Source organism: Yimella sp. NH-Cas1 (genome assembly GCF_022359705.1).
Lineage (GTDB): Bacteria > Actinomycetota > Actinomycetes > Actinomycetales > Dermatophilaceae > Yimella > Yimella lutea.
In genome coordinates this window covers 1,032,954-1,049,786 of sequence record NZ_JAKSGG010000003.1, presented here as the reverse complement: position 1 = coordinate 1,049,786, position 16,833 = coordinate 1,032,954, and the positions used below count along the sequence as shown (strand labels likewise).

General features: G+C 65.9%; 17 protein-coding genes, 1 tRNA gene and 2 pseudogenes. 9 read left to right on the top strand and 11 right to left on the bottom strand.

All coding sequences use genetic code 11. The annotated features are described in order from the left end of the window. Nucleotides 1–338 precede the first annotated feature (338 nt). Nucleotides 339–770 carry a DUF4145 domain-containing protein gene (locus MF407_RS05425; RefSeq protein WP_239701693.1) on the top strand — a complete coding sequence of 144 codons (432 nt, stop codon included), beginning with the start codon at nt 339–341 and terminating at the stop codon, nt 768–770. 17 nt (nt 771–787) lie between these two features. On the opposite strand, the gene MF407_RS05420 is transcribed toward MF407_RS05425, so the two are convergent. From MF407_RS05420 to MF407_RS05400, 5 genes and pseudogenes are all read right to left on the bottom strand, one after another. Further along, nucleotides 788–1,249 carry a tyrosine-type recombinase/integrase gene (locus MF407_RS05420; RefSeq protein WP_239701692.1) on the bottom strand — a complete coding sequence of 154 codons (462 nt, stop codon included), beginning with the start codon at nt 1,247–1,249 and terminating at the stop codon, nt 788–790. Next, a pseudogene (locus tag MF407_RS05415) lies at nt 1,246–1,422 on the bottom strand (transposase); the annotation flags it as partial. The gene MF407_RS05420 and the pseudogene MF407_RS05415, both read right to left, overlap by 4 nt. A gap of 58 nt (nt 1,423–1,480) precedes the next feature. Next, nucleotides 1,481–2,512 carry an HNH endonuclease gene (locus tag MF407_RS05410; RefSeq protein WP_239701690.1) on the bottom strand — a complete coding sequence of 344 codons (1,032 nt, stop codon included), beginning with the start codon at nt 2,510–2,512 and terminating at the stop codon, nt 1,481–1,483. A 5-nt stretch (nt 2,513–2,517) separates the two neighbouring features. Beyond that, nucleotides 2,518–2,787, bottom strand: coding sequence for a hypothetical protein (locus MF407_RS05405; RefSeq protein ID WP_239701688.1), 270 nt, complete (start codon nt 2,785–2,787; stop codon nt 2,518–2,520). Nucleotides 2,788–3,025: 238 nt separating this feature from the next. After that, nucleotides 3,026–3,568 carry a hypothetical protein gene (locus MF407_RS05400; protein WP_239701686.1) on the bottom strand — a complete coding sequence of 181 codons (543 nt, stop codon included), beginning with the start codon at nt 3,566–3,568 and terminating at the stop codon, nt 3,026–3,028. A gap of 345 nt (nt 3,569–3,913) precedes the next feature. Between MF407_RS05400 and MF407_RS05395 the strand changes: the two are divergent. Continuing rightward, a pseudogene (locus MF407_RS05395) lies at nt 3,914–4,279 on the top strand (DUF1349 domain-containing protein); the annotation flags it as partial. Nucleotides 4,280–4,364: 85 nt separating this feature from the next. On the opposite strand, the gene MF407_RS05390 reads toward MF407_RS05395, so the two are convergent. The 3 genes from MF407_RS05390 to MF407_RS05380 all read right to left on the bottom strand — a co-directional run bounded on the left by MF407_RS05390 (nt 4,365) and on the right by MF407_RS05380 (nt 8,298). After that, nucleotides 4,365–5,798: an HNH endonuclease signature motif containing protein gene (locus MF407_RS05390; protein ID WP_239701683.1), complete on the bottom strand. Its 1,434-nt coding sequence runs from the start codon at nt 5,796–5,798 to the stop codon at nt 4,365–4,367. Between the two features lie 202 nt (nt 5,799–6,000). Continuing rightward, entirely contained in the window at nt 6,001–7,188 is a 1,188-nt protein-coding gene (locus MF407_RS05385; RefSeq protein ID WP_239701681.1) for an acyl-CoA desaturase, read from the bottom strand. A 24-nt stretch (nt 7,189–7,212) separates the two neighbouring features. Then, nucleotides 7,213–8,298 (bottom strand): ferredoxin reductase, encoded by a 1,086-nt coding sequence (locus MF407_RS05380; RefSeq protein ID WP_129626620.1) that lies wholly within the window; start codon nt 8,296–8,298, stop codon nt 7,213–7,215. 95 nt (nt 8,299–8,393) lie between these two features. On the opposite strand from MF407_RS05380, the gene MF407_RS05375 reads away from it, so the two are divergent. The 6 genes from MF407_RS05375 to MF407_RS05350 all read left to right on the top strand — a co-directional run bounded on the left by MF407_RS05375 (nt 8,394) and on the right by MF407_RS05350 (nt 12,808). Next, nucleotides 8,394–9,578 (top strand): PucR family transcriptional regulator, encoded by a 1,185-nt coding sequence (locus tag MF407_RS05375; RefSeq protein WP_239701679.1) that lies wholly within the window; start codon nt 8,394–8,396, stop codon nt 9,576–9,578. Between the two features lie 114 nt (nt 9,579–9,692). Further along, entirely contained in the window at nt 9,693–10,247 is a 555-nt protein-coding gene (locus tag MF407_RS05370; protein WP_239701677.1) for a DNA starvation/stationary phase protection protein, read from the top strand. Between the two features lie 86 nt (nt 10,248–10,333). Beyond that, the gene (locus MF407_RS05365; protein ID WP_239701672.1) at nt 10,334–10,687 is read left to right on the top strand and encodes an FAD-dependent oxidoreductase; all 354 of its coding nucleotides are present in this window, start codon (nt 10,334–10,336) and stop codon (nt 10,685–10,687) included. Continuing rightward, nucleotides 10,626–11,921, top strand: a complete 1,296-nt coding sequence (locus tag MF407_RS05360) for an NAD(P)/FAD-dependent oxidoreductase (RefSeq protein WP_239701670.1) — start codon at nt 10,626–10,628, stop codon at nt 11,919–11,921. The genes MF407_RS05365 and MF407_RS05360 overlap by 62 nt, the downstream gene beginning before the upstream one ends. Nucleotides 11,922–11,968: 47 nt before the next feature. After that, nucleotides 11,969–12,418, top strand: a complete 450-nt coding sequence (locus MF407_RS05355) for an SRPBCC family protein (RefSeq protein ID WP_239701668.1) — start codon at nt 11,969–11,971, stop codon at nt 12,416–12,418. Nucleotides 12,419–12,568: 150 nt separating this feature from the next. After that, entirely contained in the window at nt 12,569–12,808 is a 240-nt protein-coding gene (locus MF407_RS05350) for a hypothetical protein (protein ID WP_239701666.1), read from the top strand. On the opposite strand, the gene MF407_RS05345 is transcribed toward MF407_RS05350, so the two are convergent. Next, nucleotides 12,802–14,838 (bottom strand): PhoX family phosphatase, encoded by a 2,037-nt coding sequence (locus MF407_RS05345; protein WP_345770832.1) that lies wholly within the window; start codon nt 14,836–14,838, stop codon nt 12,802–12,804. The two genes, MF407_RS05350 and MF407_RS05345, sit on opposite strands and share 7 nt — an antisense overlap. Before the next feature lie 207 nt (nt 14,839–15,045). Between MF407_RS05345 and MF407_RS05340 the strand changes: the two genes are divergently transcribed. Then, the gene (locus MF407_RS05340; RefSeq protein WP_239701665.1) at nt 15,046–16,098 is read left to right on the top strand and encodes a nitronate monooxygenase; all 1,053 of its coding nucleotides are present in this window, start codon (nt 15,046–15,048) and stop codon (nt 16,096–16,098) included. A gap of 43 nt (nt 16,099–16,141) precedes the next feature. Here the strand turns inward: MF407_RS05340 and MF407_RS05335 are convergent. Continuing rightward, nucleotides 16,142–16,214 (bottom strand) — tRNA-Asn (locus MF407_RS05335). A gap of 75 nt (nt 16,215–16,289) precedes the next feature. Continuing rightward, nucleotides 16,290–16,820, bottom strand: coding sequence for a hypothetical protein (locus MF407_RS05330; RefSeq protein ID WP_239701662.1), 531 nt, complete (start codon nt 16,818–16,820; stop codon nt 16,290–16,292). Between the last annotated feature and the right edge of the window lie 13 nt (nt 16,821–16,833).

Genomic DNA, 16,833 nt, shown 5'->3' with positions numbered 1-16,833 from the left:
CCGCAGGTAGCAGGCTTGCGAACCGGAAAGTGCCCCTCCATTGGCCCTCCGGCGTTTCGAGGGCTCAACGGCTGTCGGTGCCCGCTGACACACTTGGCCTTATGTCTGAAGATCGAACTCCGGTATGGGGACGCGAGGCGTTTCACTGTCCCTCCTGCGGGGTATACGCTGCCCAGCACTGGGCCGAGGTTGCCCTGTACTACCACCACTCGCTCCCGAGCACGCGGGTCGACGGCCTGTCCGGCGCTACCTGCGCGTCATGCGACGAGACGAGTCTGTGGAAGCGCGATCAATCCATCTATCCGCTGCCACGCGTCGGCGTGGCGCCCAACGAGGACATGCCCGACGAGGTGAAGGCGATCTACAACGAGGCGCGGGAAGTCGCGCCAATCAGCCGTAAGAGTGCGGCGGGATTGTTACGACTGGCGTTGCAGATGCTCGTCGACGAACTGGTGCCGGGACGGCAGAACATCGTCACAAAGATCGGCAAGCTGGTCAGCCAGGGCCTCGATCCGCGAGTCCAGCGAGCGATGGACACCTTGCGGGTGGTTGGTAACGAGTCGGTGCATCCTGGCCAGATCGACCTCGACGCGGATGCCGACCTCACGGCGGCGTTGTTCGGCCTCTTGAACATCATCGTTGAACAGGTCATCACGCGCCCCAACCACATCGACGCGTTGTACGCGAAGCTCCCCGAGACGAAGCGCGAAGCCATCGAACGACGTGACGGGCCGGTCGCAAGCATCGAGCCACCTGCCTCCGCGTCATAGAGGCGTCGCGCGTTGGGTCAGATTCTCTGTAGCGTCCGCTGCGGACGAGCCAACAACTCCATGTCGGCTGCGCGGTCACCTTCGAGGATGTGGGCGTAGATCTTCAACAACACGTCCAGCGAGTGCCCGAGGTATTCGGCCACCCGGTACGGCTCGATCTCGGCACGGAGCATCAGGCTCCCGGCGGTGTGCCGGAGGTCGTGCAGGCGCATCGTCTGGGGCAGGTTCGCGGCTTTGAGCGCGGGCTTGAAATGCCTGCGGTAGAACGCATCCCGTTCCCACGGCTGGTCGTAGGTGATGCGACCCTTGGCCCCGGTGGAGCGGTCTTGCCCGCCCATCACCCGACCAGGGAACAGCGGCGCGTCGGCGTCGCCTGAGCGCGGGTGCTGGGCGAGGTACACGCGCAGGTCCCCCACCAGCCAAGCAGGCAGCCCGACGACGCGCGCTTTGCCGGCTCTTCGCCGTTGAGCGTGGGTCATAGGTTGAGTCCGCCGCCGATGAGGAGCATGCGGAGGCGGTAGTTGTCGCGGTTGCGGAAGCCGCGGGCGAGACGGCGGTGCAGTTCGATGAGACCGTTCATGGCTTCGCTGCCGCCGTTGCTCGCACCACCGGTGTCGAAGTAGCCGAAGAACTCGGTGCGCCACTGGTCCAGTGCCGACTGACGGAGGCCAATTCTCCTCAGAGACAGCAGTATTGACGCCACTCGCAGGCTACTTCGTCGCAGAGTCCGCCTTCGCGAGTTCCGCCGCAACCTTGGCGCCCTTGCGCACATTGCAGATCCAGTGAGCAAGCTGGGTGTTGGCTCGTGAGTGTTCGCCGTTCGCAATTAACGGGGTGACGTGATCCAAGCTGGGCGACATCAGATCGGGCCAACGCAGCGACCGATCCACGGCCTCGCCGCACAGTCCACAGACCCAGCCGTCCCGCTCGTACACCTCGCGCGGATCGAATCGTTCAGCTGTCGCAGCCAGCTCCCGCATTCGTCGAAGATGACGTGCCGTGGAAGACGACTCCCGCTTTCTGCGTTCGCTCAATGCCGTACGCTCCGGCGTCCACCAAACCGGCTTGTAAGGCGAGTCCGTCGGCGCTGCGACTATCGCCTCCCAGGTGTACTCGCGACCGTTGTCCGTGCACGCTGAGACGATCTCACAGTGCCACCGGCATCGCACGCCACCGGCAAGGAAGGTGTCGTCGTAGGTGAGGCCACCGTCCGGACTGCAGTAGAGCAGCGAGACGGCGGTGAGATTCCCGTCAGAGTCCGCTCCCCACAGCGCCTGCTGACCACTCTCGCGCTCTATCGCCACCATCACATGTTCTGGCCACCAATTCGGCCACGTTGGCTCCTGATCACGGTGGAGCAAGGCGTATTCAACGACGATGCCGTACCGCTCGACCACATCGCCGGGCACAACTCCGAAGCCCTCCCACTCGAAGGGAGGTACAGACCCTTCGTTGGTCACGAACGGGCGCGGTCCAGTGGTTCGCGGATTGGGAAGCCTCTGCGGGCTTCCAGCCGCGCGGCCGTGGAGATCTGTTAGCACGCCCGCGCGCATTCGCCGGTTGAACTGGCGGCTGAGGTTCCCGTTGCACCTGGCGCTGCAGACATGGCGGTCGCGGTGCGTCCAATGGGCATTGGATGGCACAGGCTCCCCGCACTTCACGCAAGGCTCGCCAGTCGCGCGGCCTTCGGGATGAAGCAGGAGCATGTCGCGCCAATCCCAGTATCCGTGCTCGTCAGCCATGACCGTTACGGCTGAGCCTTCTTGACGGCTTCATCTTTGCCTGGACGAACGACGCTCACCTTGAACATATCCCCGCTGTCCACCGCGTAAAACACGGTGGCAGCGCCATCCTGGAACTGCTGCGGCGAAAGCTCCACCCCCGGCTGGGTGCCAGGTGTGATCCTGACGGCTGCCTGTGCAGCAACCGGAACCTCATAGACATAGGAGCTGAAGACCGCATTTTCGACACAGCCCTGCTTCGGCTCAACCGTTATCGAGTAACCGGCTCCATCCACTTTCAGCGGAGTGAACTTGGTGCCAGGGAACTCCGGTAGTCGCGAGCATGAGAGTGCAGTTGCCAGGTAGACCGTTTGGACACGAGCTGGCACAGACTGACTCGCGGCGGGCGACTGTTCCGCCTCGGAACCTCCGCCCGAGCACCCTGCGGTCACTGCCATTAGCACGAACACCCCACCGAACCTTCTGAATGCCCCCATGGCTCGGAAGCTAGCAGGGCTGTCCGTCTCCCGCGAGCTATTCCCCGGATTCCACGCCGTAGTCCATGCCCACTTCAGAGGCGCTGTCCGAGTGACGCCTGCCAAGTTCACTCGTCCACGTGACGTGATAGCGCAAGACGCCGCTCGGCAGCCGCGGGTAGAAGCCCGCCACGTTCGGAAGCTGCAATCCGTAATTGCCCTGCGGCGTCCGGGCACGTGCCTGTGCTCGCAGGCGCTCCTCTAGCTCTGTGATCACTTCGCCAGCCTCCTGGCGAGCGTCAACCGCAATGAAGCCTCCAGCCTCCACCTGTGGACGCTGAATCCGGATGCCGCGGCCGCCCACGGTGATGTCCAGCAAGACGGAGTGCGCCGTGTCGTTGCCCCGGTTATGTAGCCGATAATCGCCAGGGCCGCTCCAGTCACCCTCCCACCGGACGTAATGATCCTCGTTCTGCTGGTCAAGGGCCTTTTGGGCAATGCCGTTCGCACGACCAGCCCGGAGCCATGCACCGACCGCTGCGAGCGCACCAACAATGCTCGCCCCGAGGCCCACCCACTGCATCACCTCCACCACCGACATGCGCTGACACTAGTTGCGGCGACTTCAACCCATCTGCATTGACGAGCGTTCACCGGCGGATTGCGCTCACCCATTGAGAAGGGAAAGTGGCCCTCCGTTGGCCCTCCTGCGGTCGTCATCCACGGGCAACCATCCTCGACCAGACAAGACCGAAAACGTGCGCTGACCAGGACTTATGCAATCCGATGGCAACCAGCGTCGACCGAACGAGACCACCGGAAATCGGCAGACTCGCCGTTCTCATAATCCGTCGGTCCTGGGTTCAAGCCCCAGCCGCCCTACAGACATCGCATTGCGACGTTTGGTACCTGCCGTGCGGTCTCCGGTTGATGCAAGCAGTTCGACCAGGCCCGGATCTTCGTGCGCACCGATGAGGCGACCTGGATCAAGGCAGGCATCGAACACAGCGACGGGACGAACTGCGTCGGCGCCGTCGTCACTGGCAACGTGTCCGACTGGTCGCTCGCACGGGTCCCCGACTGGGATGGCCGAGAGGTGACCATCCGCGCCAGTCGATCCGGCGATGCACTCACCGTGCGTGCACGCGCCGACGACGAACGCTGGCAACTCGTCCGCGTCGCCCCACTGGATCCTCAAGCGGTGCTGTCGGCCGGACCGTACTGCTGCGCGCCTTCGCGGGAGGGCTTCACGGTTCAGTTCACCTCGTGCAGGGTCACTGCCGCGGACGCCAGCCTGCACCCGGAGCACTGAGAACCACCGTCTGGTGACTCATCGCACTGTCCGTACCTGCCTGGCGGAAGCCTCGAGCCGTGGGGTCGACGAACACGTCGCTGCCCTAAGCGGCGATGTTGCCGTCTTCGTCGACCCAGAGTGCGCCGCCATCGACCCAGTCTCGGAACTGTTGCCAGGCTTGATCGTCTCCTGGCGGCGGTGGACCGAACCAGGGTCGCTGATCCTGTTGGGCCACAACCGAATCGGCTTGTAGGTCAGGGGGCGGGTGTTGTTCCCGCCATTCGTTCAAGCGACGGTCGTAGGAGCCGGCGGTGTAATCCCACACCACCTGTCCGTCGATGAGACGGCCGGCGAGCCGGTCTCGATGCACGACCGTGTGGTGACCGCCGCACAGCAGGGCTGAGTTGTCCAGGCTGGTCGGGCCACCGTCGGCCCAGTGGATCAAGTGGTGACCGTCGCACCAGAACGCCGGCGCGGTACAGCCGCCGAAGGTGCACTGCTGATCACGTACCCACAAGGCCTTCAACATCTCGCGCGTGATGTATCGCTGCGAACGGCCCGCGTCCAGAATCCGCCCGAACGCGTCCCGCACCAACGGCATCACGTGACCGTCGCACGCCAGCTTGCGGACGGTCTCCGACCCGAGCAACATCCCGGCATCAACGCCGCCGAGCACCCGCCCGGCGCCACGGCCGTCGCGCAACCGCTCCTCGTCCACCACGACGACCACAGTGGACTTCGTCGAGGATCCCGGGAGCACCGCCGACGACAACCCACGACGCAGAGCCTCGATCAAGGCCTGACCGCGACGCTGGGCGAACGTACGCGTGTCCCGTTCACCATCCGGACCAGGGACCGGTTTGCTCAGCGGCCCTATCGCCGCTTCGAGGATTGCCCGTGACTCGTTGTCGAGCGCCAGGTCGTACTCGGTGATGCCGTCGTTCTCCACACCTCGGCTGAGTTCCACCCGGGTCCGACGCTTGTCCTGATCCCGCTGGAACTCCCGCGACCCGAACCTGGACAACAGTTCCGGGCGCACCATCTTCACGCCGTCCGGACCGTGTCGGCGCCCCATAATCAACAGAGCTTCGGTGACCGACTCCATCGCACCGGGGATGACCTCGGCCCGCAGCTTCTCCATCTCGCGCAGGATCGTCGCGCCCGTCCTGGCAGAGAACTCCGCATCGATCACCGCTTTACCGACGCGCTGCCGATCCCCTCGAGTGTTCGCGGCCAGGGCACACGCCGCCACGTCCGCTGCACCACCCTCGGCAGTCGTCGGTGCGTGTTCCCGCACCCACGCCGTCGTCCCCGGTGAGGTCGATGCGACGATCTCACCCCGCGCCGCAGCCTCCGCCGTAGCAGCGACCCGAGCAGCCGCAGCGACCCGCATCAGGTCGTCGAGGTCGCCGACGAACTCGGTCAGCTCCGCACCCGATGCCTGGAAAAGCCACGCCGCGACATCCCTCAGGGCGACCCGGGCATCGCCGATCGACTCGCGTCGATCCGCGAAACCGGTGACCTGTCCGACCTGCATGAAACCACCCTAGGCGCCACCACCGACAACCTCCTGACCTGCGAAAACGCATCTCCACAGCCAAGCTGCGCCGCGCAGAACATCGTCCGTGACTCGTCCCATTTCGGCGTCCGTCAGCAGTCGCTCGATGCGTCCGGAGTCCAGGTCACGATCGGCGCTCCGTGCTCCACCCCACCCGATCGTCACCGAGCATGAGGACGAATCAGGCTGCGGCTGAGGCTTTTTCGGCATCGCGCAAATGGCTCGGCAGCGCGGTCGGCTCGACCACCGAACGACGCGGCGCCGGGGCGAACTTGGCCGCGATGTGGTTCGGCAGCGACAGGCGGATGACCTTGCCCCACGCCGAGGCGACCTGCTTGTGCAGCGGACCGGTGACGTACTGCAGGCCGTAGCGTTCGCAGATGTCGCGGATCTTCGGCGAGATCTCCTGGTAGCGGTTGCTCGGCAGGTCGGGGAACAGGTGGTGCTCGATCTGGTAGCTGAGGTTGCCGGTCGCGATGTGCATCGCCTTCGAACCGTCGATGTTGGCCGAGCCGATCATCTGGCGCAGGTACCAGTCTCCGCGGGTCTCACCGTCGATGGACGTCTTGGTGAACGTCTCGACACCCTCCGGGAAGTGGCCGCACATGATCACCGAGTGCGTCCACAGGTTGCGGCCGAGGTTGGCGATGTAGTTGGCCAGCAGCGTCCGACGCGCCGAGCCGAGCGGCAGTGCGAGCACCGGGTGGATGACGTAGTCCTTGGTCATCTGCTGGCGGATCTTGTTGAGCACCTTGCGACCGTCGGTCTTGAACCGCTCCTTGTCCTTGCGCCCGGCGAAGTACTTGCCGATCTCGAGGTCGTACGCGGCGATGCCGTATTCGAAGAAGCACGCGTTGATGAAGTTCCAGGCCGGCTGGCCGAGGTAGAACGGCGCCCACTTCTGGTCCTCGTCGACGCGCATGATGCCGTAGCCCAGGTCGTTGTCGCGGCCGAGCACGTTGGTGTAGGTGTGGTGCAGTTCGTTGTGGCTGTGCTTCCACAGGTCCGCGGGCGAGGCGTTGTCCCACTCCCAGGTGGTCGAGTGGATCTTCGGGTCACGCATCCAGTCCCACTGGCCGTGCATCACGTTGTGCCCGATCTCCATGTTCTCCAGGATCTTGGAGACCGTGAGCCCGACGGTGCCGAGCACGAACGCCGGCTTGTACTTGGAGAACAACAGCAACCCGCGCGAGCCGAGCTCGAGCTTGCGCTGGACGTCGATCGTGCGGCGGATGTACGCGGCATCGCTCGCGCCACGCTGGCAGATCACGTCGTCGCGGATCGCGTCCAACTCCTTACCCAGGCACTCGATGTCGTACGCGGTGAGGTGCGCGATCGGGTTGGTTTCCTTCTTCTGCAGCGCAGTCATGAGTTTCTCCTGATCGTTCGTGGACTAGAGGTCGATGTCGCAGCGCCCGGCCGCGGCCGAGATGCAGGTCTGGACGAGCACGCCGTCCCCGGGACTCGCCGTGGTGAGCTCACCGGTGCGCAGGTCGCGGACGGCTCCTTCGCGCAGGGGCAGGACGCAGCCGTAACAGATGCCCATGCGGCAGCCGGACGGCATGAGGATCCCGACGTCCTCGCCCTGGTCGAGGATCGGTCGTGCACCGTCACATTCGAGCTCGCGGTCGAGTCCGGTGAAGTGGACTGTGCCGCCCTCTCCCGGTTCGACGAGCGCGGGACGGAAGCGCTCGGTGTGCAGCTTGTCGGCGAGTTCGGCCGATTCCCAGTGGGATTCGACCATCTCCAGCATTCCTGCCGGGCCGCACGCCCAGGTCTCGCGCTCACGCCAATCGGGCACGAGACGCTCGAGTTCGTCGGTGTCGAGCATGCCGTGGACGTCGGTGTGCCTCTCCTGCAACGAGATTCGGCCTGATGCAGCCAAGTCGCGCAGCTCGGAGGCGAAGATGACGTCCTCGGGACGCGGCGCCGAGTGCAGCAGGACGACGTCGTCCATCTCGTCGACGGCGTGACGCAGGATTCCCATGACAGGGGTGATGCCGCTTCCTCCGGTGAGCAACAGGATCTTGGCCGGAAGCGTCGCAGGGAGCACAAATGTACCGTCAGCCTGCTCCATCTGGACGATCTGACCGACCCTGAGGTGCTCGACCAGATATGTGCTGACCGCTCCACCCGAGATCGCCTTGACAGTGATCGAGATGCAGCCGTCGGTACGCGGACCGGACGTGATCGAGTACGCCCGCCACATCCGGACGCCGTCGATGTCGACTCCGATACGCATGTACTGACCGGGCGTGTGCCCACGCCACCGCTTGCCAGGACGGATCGTGACGGTCAGTGCGTCCTGGGTCTCCGATCGAAGATCCTCCACCCGCCCGCGCAACACAGTGCTGGTGCGCAGTGGGTCGAACAGATCGACGTAGTCCTCGGGAAGCAACGGCGTGGTGACTGCCTTCGCCAATCGGAAAGCGCGCGAACGCCACGGCGAGGGCGCGGCATCGGGCGTCGTGATCGGCATAGGTCCAGCCTGCTTGACGATGAGAGTTAATCTCTTGACCAGGAGACGTGAAAACGTCGCTCTGATTTGTTCGAGTCGAACAAGAACGGACCGAAATGGCTCAGTTCAATCCGCCCCGGCTCCCTGATGAGGCTGTTGCCGGCCTTGCCGACCAGCTCCCTGAGGTCGCCGAACGCTGTGTCGCAGCCATCACGGCCGAGGTTCCGGGGTACGCCGGCGCCCTGAGTGGCGAACCCGGCGAACTCATCGAAGACGCCGTCCAGCAGGCGCTGGCCGGTTTTCTACGGCTGGCCGGCGGTCCACAGGGCAGCGACCCGTCCACCCCGATGCGCCCGGCCCTCGACGGTGCCTATGCCTTGGGTCAGGGCGAGGCACGCAGCGGTCGTTCGATGGACGCTTTGCTCGCCGCGTACCGCGTCGGCGCCAGAGTGTCCTGGCGCGAACTGTCCACTGCAGCAGTCGACGTCGGTATCGATGCTGCGACGATCGCGCGCTTCGCCGAGTTGGTGTTCGCCTACATCGACGGGCTCTCGGCGGCCAGCGTCGCCGGGCACTCCGACGAACTCGCCACCGAGGGACGCGTCCGCGAACGCCGGCGGGAACGACTGGCGGGAGAACTGCTCGCCGGGCGTGAGGAGGAGGTGCTCGTGACGCTCGCCGAACGCGCTGAATGGCCGCCGCCCCTGTCACTGACCGCAGTCCTGTTGCCGGCCGACGCAGCCGCATCCGTGATGTCGACGTTGGGCGCGAACTGCCTTCGGGCAGCGGACGATTTGTCGGACGCCGACCTCGCCGTCCTGCTCGTGCCCGACCTGCACGGTCTCGCACGTCGGCGCTTGCTGAAAACATTGCGCCACACGTCCGCGGTCGTCGGCCCGACCAGACCCTGGACACACGTCACGTCCTCGTGGCAGCGCGCCGTGAAGGCACACGAACTCGGTCTCGCCACCGGACAGACACCGCTCGACACCGAGGACCACCTGGCCGACCTCGTCCTCCAGTCGGACCGGGATGCATTGCAGGACCTGAGGCTTCGTGCGCTCGCTCCGCTGACTGACCTACCGCCGGCCACCGCCGATCGGCTCGGGGAGACGCTGCGTTCCTGGCTGTTGCACCAAGGACGTCGCGACGCCGTCGCAGCCCATCTGCATGTTCACGCTCAGACGGTGCGCTACCGGATGACGCAGATCAGGGAACTGTTCGGTGACCGTCTGGACGATCCGTCAAAGGTCCTGGACATTCTGATCGCGCTCCAGCCGAAGACTGTCGACAACCCCTGATCGAGTAATCCCACCCTGATGAGTCAGCCCGGGGAGGCCATGACAGCCGTTCGTGGTGCTTTGATGAAAACAAGTGCCTGACCGGCACATAGTCGATCAACGGAAGGACATCTCGTGGTTGAGAAGTCGACCTTCACATTGCCCGGTCTGACGAAGAAGAAGTCGGACGAGATCATCAAGATCCTGCAGGTTCGCCTGTCGTCCTACAACGACCTGCACCTCACCCTGAAGCACGCGCACTGGAACGTCGTCGGCGCTCACTTCATCGGCGTCCACGAAATGATCGACCCGCAGGTGGAGCTGGTACGCGGGTACGCCGACGAAGTGGCCGAGCGCATTGCCGCAATGGGCGCCTCCCCCGGCGGCCGCGTCAGCGACATCGAGCGCGACCGCACGTGGGACGACTACGCCATCGAACGTGACACCGTCGGTGCACACTTGGGCGCCCTCGACAAGGTGTACGACGGAGTCATCACCTCCAACCGCAAGGCGATCGAGGAACTCGACGACCTCGACCTCGTCACTCAGGACCTCATCATCGGACAGACCGGCGAACTCGAGAAGTTCCAGTGGTTCATGCGCGCTCACCTCGAGTCGTTCGCCGGAGAGCTCAAGGACGCCGGTACGGCCACCGAGAAGGACGCTGCCGCAAAGACCCGCAAGGTCTGAGCACGGCTGATCACGTCTGAGAACCATCTGAATCACCGGTCGCACTCGCGGCCGTCCACCGCCGACCCGATGAGAGTTCGTTCCGCATGAATGCATACGACGCAGTCGTGGTCGGCGGTGGCCATCATGGCCTAGTCGCCGCCATCGAACTGGCCGACCACGGCCGTCAGGTTCTGTTGTGCGAGAGTCGGCCGGAGGTGGGCGGCGCTGTTGCCGACCGGACGATCGGCGACTTCGTCGTGGACGAGTTCAGTGCCTTCCACCCGCTGGCTGCGGCATCACCCGTCATCCAGGGGCTCGGCCTCGACAAGCACGGGCTGCAGTGGGCGCGCAGCGAGCGGGTCGTCGCCCATCTCGGCCGGCCCGACGACACCTCGGGTGCCTTGCTGCACGCCGATCCCACACACGGCGGCCCGTCTGGACGCGGACGCTCCGGGTGACGGAGCAGCATGGCTCGAACTGGTCGACAGCTTCGCCTCGCTCAAGGAACCGCTGCTCGACGCCCTCCTGCTGTCCTGGCCGCCGGTTCGCCACGCACCGAAACTGGCGAAGGCCGTCGGCGCGACGAATCTGCTCGACTTCGTCCGCTTCGCGCTGCTACCCGTCGAGCAACTGTCCGTCGAACGATTCCGTGGTCGAGCGGCGCGAGATCTGCTGTCCGGCAACGCGATGCACGCCGACATCCCACCTGAAGCGCCCGGCAGTGGCGTGTACGGCTGGATCATGACGATGCTCGCCCAGGACGTCGGTTTCCCGACCCCGGTCGGGGGCGCCGGCGCCCTGGCCCGCTCACTGCGTTCCCGTGCTGAAGCCGCCGGCGTCGAGATCAGAACCGGTACGCCTGTCGTCCGGATCAGAGCCGAGCACGCACGCGCCTCCGGCGTCGACCTCGCGTCCGGAGAGTTCATCAAGGCACCGGTCGTCATCGCCGACACCAGCGCACCGATGCTGTACGGCACGTTGCTCGAGGACGTACCGGCCGGACTCCGGGCACGGATGGAGCGCTTCACCTGGGATCTGCCCACCATCAAGATCAACCTCGGTCTGTCGGGTGCGATGCCGTGGACCGCGGAAGCCGGGCGGTCAACCTCGGTGGTCCACGTCGGCGGTAGTCATCGCGACCTCGTGCGCTGGAGTGCCGATCTGGGCTCCGGACGCATCCCTGAGCACCCGTTCGCCCTGGTCGGACAGATGACGTCGACCGATCCACTGCGCTCCCCCGCCGGCACCGAGTCGATGTGGGTATACAGCCACCTCCCGCGCGGCATCACCGACGACGACGGCACCGAACACTTGATCCGCAACTGCGAGCGCATGCTCGAGGAGTTCGCGCCGGGGTGGCGTGATCTGGTGGTCGAACGCTGGGACCAGACACCGCGATCGCTACAGGACTCGAACGCCAACCTGGGTGAGGGTGCAGTGGGCGGAGGCACCATGCAGTTGTTCCAGCAGGCGTTCTGGCGACCCGCCACCGGACTGGGTGGACCCCGCACATTTTTGCCCGGGCTCTACCTCGGCAGCGCCGCGATCCATCCCGGCGGCGGCGTGCACGGCGGGGCCGGCCACATGGCGGCACGCGCCGCGTTGGCCGACAGCGCTCTCGCCGGCAAAGTTCGAGGCGCACTCGAACGCCGTGTGCGCCGCTCCATCGACACCACCCTGCCCCGATTCTGAACCCCCCGCTAAACCACGCTGAACCACGCTGAACCACAGGAGACTCCATGCGCACCATCTCGGTCGAACACACCACGCCCGCTTCGCCGGAAGCCGTCTGGTCGGTGCTCGCCGACGGGTGGGCCTATCCGTCGTGGGTGGTGGGAGCCTCGCGCATGCGCGTCGTGGAGGCCGGATTCCCTTCACCCGGAACAAAATTGCATCACAGTGTCGGCAACTGGCCGTTGCTGCTGGATGACGAGACCGCGGTACGGGACTGCGAACCGGGCAAGTCCTTGCGGCTGGAGGCGAAGACCCGTCCGTTCGGCACCGCCATCGTCGCCATCCGCCTCATCGCCACTCCGGACGGTGGCACCGTGATCAGCATGGAGGAGGACGCGGTCTCCGGGCCGCTCGCGCACACGCCCAAGCCCGCACGGCAGGTGGGCATCGCCGCTCGCAACAGGGAGACTCTGCGCCGCCTGGCTCTACTGGCCGAACGCGCCGACCAGGTCTGAACCGAACACGGCACCAGCGGGCTCTTGCGACTACCGGCGCCGGCCGAAAGCCCGCTGCTTGGGCAGGAGGTCGTCCTGGCGACCCGCGGTGCTGTTCACCGACGCCGGCTCGCCATCGGCATGGCCCTGCAGCAAACAGCAAGCAGCTTCGTGAACGTCAACGACTCGATCTGCCCCACCGAGAACTGTCCCCCGGTGATCGGGAACGTGCTGGTCTATCGCGACGACAAGCACGTGTCCAAGCTGTTCGCCGACTCGATGCTTCCGATCGTGCGGGCACGGCTGGTGCCCCATCTGGCCGCCGCAGCGAACACTCGCCAGTCCCTGCACCACATGCGTTCGGCCCCGCCCACCACGACGGTGAACGGGGCCGAATGTCGGCCTCAGTGACGTCCCGGCTTGCCCGGTCGCCCCTGCTTGCCCGGCTTGCCCGCCTTGTCACGGAACACCTGGATCACCGACGGACGCGGCTGACCGGTGCCGTCGTACGGGAACAGGCTTGCGGGCGCCGACGGGCTCGCCCCGTCGACCTCACCCGGGTGCTGAACCGCGCAGAACACCGTCTTGTCGTCGACGATCAGCGGGCCCGCCGACTCCGCACCGTGAGGCACGGTGTGGAACTGCTTGAGGTGACCAGCGTCGGCACCGTCGAGCGGCATCATGAAGAACGCGTCCGCGTTGCCCAGAGCGTTGCCGTCGGTCGAGATCCACAGGTTGCCCTCGGAATCGAAGGCCACGTTGTCCGGGCACGAGATCGGGCTGACCTCGCTCTTGTCGAACCCGTCGAAGTACGTGGTCGGGTCCTCCGGGTCACCGCAGATCAGCACGAGCTTCCAGGTGAACGTCGTACCGGTGTGGTCGCCGCGGTCCTCGACCAGCTCCAGCACCTGACCGTGCTTGTTGCTCGGACGCGGGTTGGCCTCGTCGACCTCGGCGGCGGTGCGCTTGGAGTTGTTGGTCAGCGCGACGTAGACCTTGCCGGTGACCGGGCTGGGCTCGACGTCCTCGGGGCGGTCCATCTTGGTCGCGCCGGCCTTGTCGGCGGCCAGACGCGTCCAGACCAGGACCTCCTCGACCGACATGCCGGCGATCTTCGACTTGCCGCCGACCACCAGCGGCAGCCAGGTGCCGGTGCCATCGCAGACGCCGTCCTGCTGACCGTCGCCGGTGAACTTGGCGACGTAGAGGTCGCCCTCCTCCAACAGCGTCATGTTGTGGCGACGGTCGCCCTCGCGGTACTTGCGCTTGGAGACGAACTTGTACAAGTAGTCGTAGCGCTCGTCGTCACCGGTGTAGGCGACCACGTGTCCGTTCCGCGCGATCTGGACGTTGGCGCCTTCGTGCTTGAGGCGGCCGAGGGCCGTGTGCTTGCGCGGGGTGGACGTCGGGTCGGTCGGGTCGATCTCGACGACGTAGCCGAATCGGTTGACCTCGTTGGGCTCCATCGAGGTGTCGAAGCGCGGGTCCACGGAGTCCCAGTTGCGGCCCTTGCTGCCGGTGATGCCATACCGCTTGTACGCGGCTTCCTGCCCGGCCGGCGCGGACGCCGTTTTGAAGTAGCCGTTGAAGTTCTCCTCGCCGGAAAGGACGGTGCCCCACGGAGTGGTGCCACCGGCGCAGTTGGCGAACGTGCCGTACACACGGCGGCCGCTCGGGTCGGCCTTGGTGCGCAGCAGCTTGGATCCGGCAGCAGCGCCGGTGATCGCAAACTCGGTGTTCGGGGTGATGCGGCGGTTCTTACGAGCGCCCATCTTGGCTTCCCACTCGCGTCCCTTACGGGCGACCTCGACCACGGACATGCCGTGCGCGGCCATCGCGATCTTGATCTGCTCCTTGGTCATCGAGGAGTAGCCGGTGAATCCCCGGAACATCAATTCGTCGTTGGTGTACTCGTTGTTGACCACCAGCAACCCGCGACCCGAGCGCCCGTGCCGGACCAGGCCGACGTAATCGCAGTTGTAGCCGAACTGCTTCTCCTGAGCGGCCGCCGTCTGGTTGTCGAAGTCGAACTCCGGCGCGCCGGCGATGATCGGGTCGCCCCATTTGACCAACGGCTTCCAGGTGAATCCCTCAGGGGTGACGACCTTGTCGGTCTCGAACGGGATCGGCGGCGTCGACTCGAACTCGTAGACCTTGTGACCGAGGGCGTGACCGCGTCCTTCACCGGCGGCAGCGGGACCCGCGACGGCTACGGCGGCGCCGGCCACGGCGGTGGTGGCACCGACGGCCTTGAGGAAGGTACGGCGGGAGGTGCCGGCGACGATATCGCCGAAGTACTCGTTGTCGCTCTCGTTGGCGACGGGCTGGAAGCAGCTGTCGGCGCAACGGTAGTGACAGGTCATCAGCGACCGGCTGCCGTTGTGGGGGCGATCGGTGGCAAGCGGGATCAGGCGCCGGTGTTCAGGCTGTGCAGGGGTCAAGGTTCACACCTTCCAGGCGGATCGTTCGATGCGTCCGCGGCGGGGTGCACGGACGCGTGGCCGCCGCGAGGACGGGCCGCCTCCCGACGCTATGAGCGGGTGCCACCGACGGGGTGACGCTCGGGTGAACGAACGATGATGGTTCGGTCAAGGAATGGCAAGAGCGCCCGGGCTCAGGCGGGATCGCGCCGCTGTCAGGATGGAACGGTGAACTCGTTCGAAACACTCGCCGCTCGTCTCACTGTTCCGATCATCGCTGCCCCGATGGCCGGTGGGCCCTCCACGCCGGCTCTCGTCGCTGCTGTTGCCGATGCGGGAGGTTCCGGGTTCCTGGCTGCCGGGTACCGCACCGCGCAGGAGATGAGTGCGCAGATCGCCGAGGTGCGGTCGCTGACCGAGCGCCCGTTCGGCGTCAACCTCTTCGTGCCGAACGAGGACCCGGTGGACGATGCGGCACTGGAGGTCTACCGCCGCTCCTTGCTGCCCACGGCGTCCGAATTCGAACTCGACGAGCTCCCGTCCCACAAAGCTGAGACGGAGGACTGGGACGCGAAACTTGCTGCGCTGCAGGAAAATCCGGTGCCGATGGTCTCGTTCACGTTCGGCCTCCCCGACGCGGACGTGGTCGGCGCCTTGCAAGCCGTGGGCACCTGCGTCCTGGCCACGGTCACGTCCTTGTCGGAGGCTCGTGCTGCCGAGCAACTCGGGTACGACGGGCTGGTCGTGCAGGGTCCGGACGCCGGCGGCCACCGGGGCACTCACCACACGTCGACCGAACCCGACCGGACGCCGCTACTGTCGCTGCTCGCGCACATCGTCCAGTCCGTCGACCTGCCGATCATCGCCGCGGGTGGCCTGTCGGCCGGCTCATCCATCGCCGACGCCCTGGCTTTCGCGGACGCCGTCCAACTCGGGACCGCCTTCCTGGACGCCGACGAGGCCGGCACGTCCGCCATTCACCGCGCCGCGCTGCGCGACCCGCGTTTCACCGAGACGGCGGTGACGCGCTGCTTCACCGGGCGCTTCGCCCGCGGTTTGCGCAACGATTTCATCGACCGCTTCGATCACGACGCGCCGGCGGCCTATCCCGCGGTTCACCAGGTCACCCAGCCGTTGCGGAAAGCGGCAACGGCAGCCAACGATCCGCGGTTCGTCCACCTGTGGGCCGGCACCGGGTGGCGCGACCTGCCGAGCGGCGGTGGCGCGCAGATCACGAACGACCTGTGGCGAGCTGCGCAGGAACAGATGCACGATGCGTAGGCACGAAGAAGCCCCGACCAGCGAACTGGTCGGGGCTTGTGCGCTCCCCCGGTTGGACTCGAACCAACAACCTGCCGGTTAACAGCCGGCTGCTCTGCCAATTGAGCTACAGGGGAATGTGTCCCTGGTGGGCGCGCGACGAAACTGTAGCAAATCGGGCGCCCAACCACCGAATCGAGTCAGGCACCGATTCAGCTGCGCTCCGGTGGGAGTCCTACCTGGTCGCGCAAGTGCGCGATGAACTGCTCGACGGCCTGTGCGACGGCGGGATCGGACGGTGCGGTTCGGCGTCCGAGGACGACCTGCTCGAACAATTCCCCCGTGCGCAGATCCTTGCGAATCACCACTCGTCCGGACTGTCCCGGACCGGTCGTCGGCAAGGCCGCGGACAGCACGACGGACGCCTGCACGCGTTCGTGGAAGACCTCGGGCAGGCGGGTGTCGGTGTCCTTGAAGGTGAACTGGACACCTTTGCTGCGATCGATCCAGGTGATGGTCAACGTCCAGGTGTCCGGGCTCCATTGACCGGTGTCGACGCAAGACCAGGGCTTGCGCCAAAGCACCTCCGTGTCACGGACGACCGCAAGTTCGGCGGTGCACGCCGCGACGGTGTGGCCGGTGTTGTCGTCGACGGCATACGCCAGCACCTTGTGTCCGCGCGGCAGGTCGAGCGCATCGGTCAGATCGGCGGGAGCTTTGGGGTCGCGCCCGAACATGCGCATCAGGTTCTCCTCG

Bases quoted from the DNA above. Each gene is read 5' to 3' on its own strand.
- MF407_RS05390 (WP_239701683.1), bottom strand. From the start codon at position 5,798: ATGCAGGTCGGACAGGTCACCGGTTTCGCGGATCGACGCGAGTCGATC.
- MF407_RS05365 (WP_239701672.1), top strand. From the start codon at position 10,334: ATGAATGCATACGACGCAGTCGTGGTCGGCGGTGGCCATCATGGCCTA.
- MF407_RS05400 (WP_239701686.1), bottom strand. From the start codon at position 3,568: ATGTCGGTGGTGGAGGTGATGCAGTGGGTGGGCCTCGGGGCGAGCATT.
- MF407_RS05330 (WP_239701662.1), bottom strand. From the start codon at position 16,820: ATGCGCATGTTCGGGCGCGACCCCAAAGCTCCCGCCGATCTGACCGAT.
- MF407_RS05420 (WP_239701692.1), bottom strand. From the start codon at position 1,249: ATGACCCACGCTCAACGGCGAAGAGCCGGCAAAGCGCGCGTCGTCGGG.
- MF407_RS05355 (WP_239701668.1), top strand. From the start codon at position 11,969: ATGCGCACCATCTCGGTCGAACACACCACGCCCGCTTCGCCGGAAGCC.
- MF407_RS05410 (WP_239701690.1), bottom strand. From the start codon at position 2,512: ATGGCTGACGAGCACGGATACTGGGATTGGCGCGACATGCTCCTGCTT.
- MF407_RS05425 (WP_239701693.1), top strand. From the start codon at position 339: ATGCCCGACGAGGTGAAGGCGATCTACAACGAGGCGCGGGAAGTCGCG.
- MF407_RS05385 (WP_239701681.1), bottom strand. From the start codon at position 7,188: ATGACTGCGCTGCAGAAGAAGGAAACCAACCCGATCGCGCACCTCACC.
- MF407_RS05375 (WP_239701679.1), top strand. From the start codon at position 8,394: ATGGCTCAGTTCAATCCGCCCCGGCTCCCTGATGAGGCTGTTGCCGGC.
- MF407_RS05380 (WP_129626620.1), bottom strand. From the start codon at position 8,298: ATGCCGATCACGACGCCCGATGCCGCGCCCTCGCCGTGGCGTTCGCGC.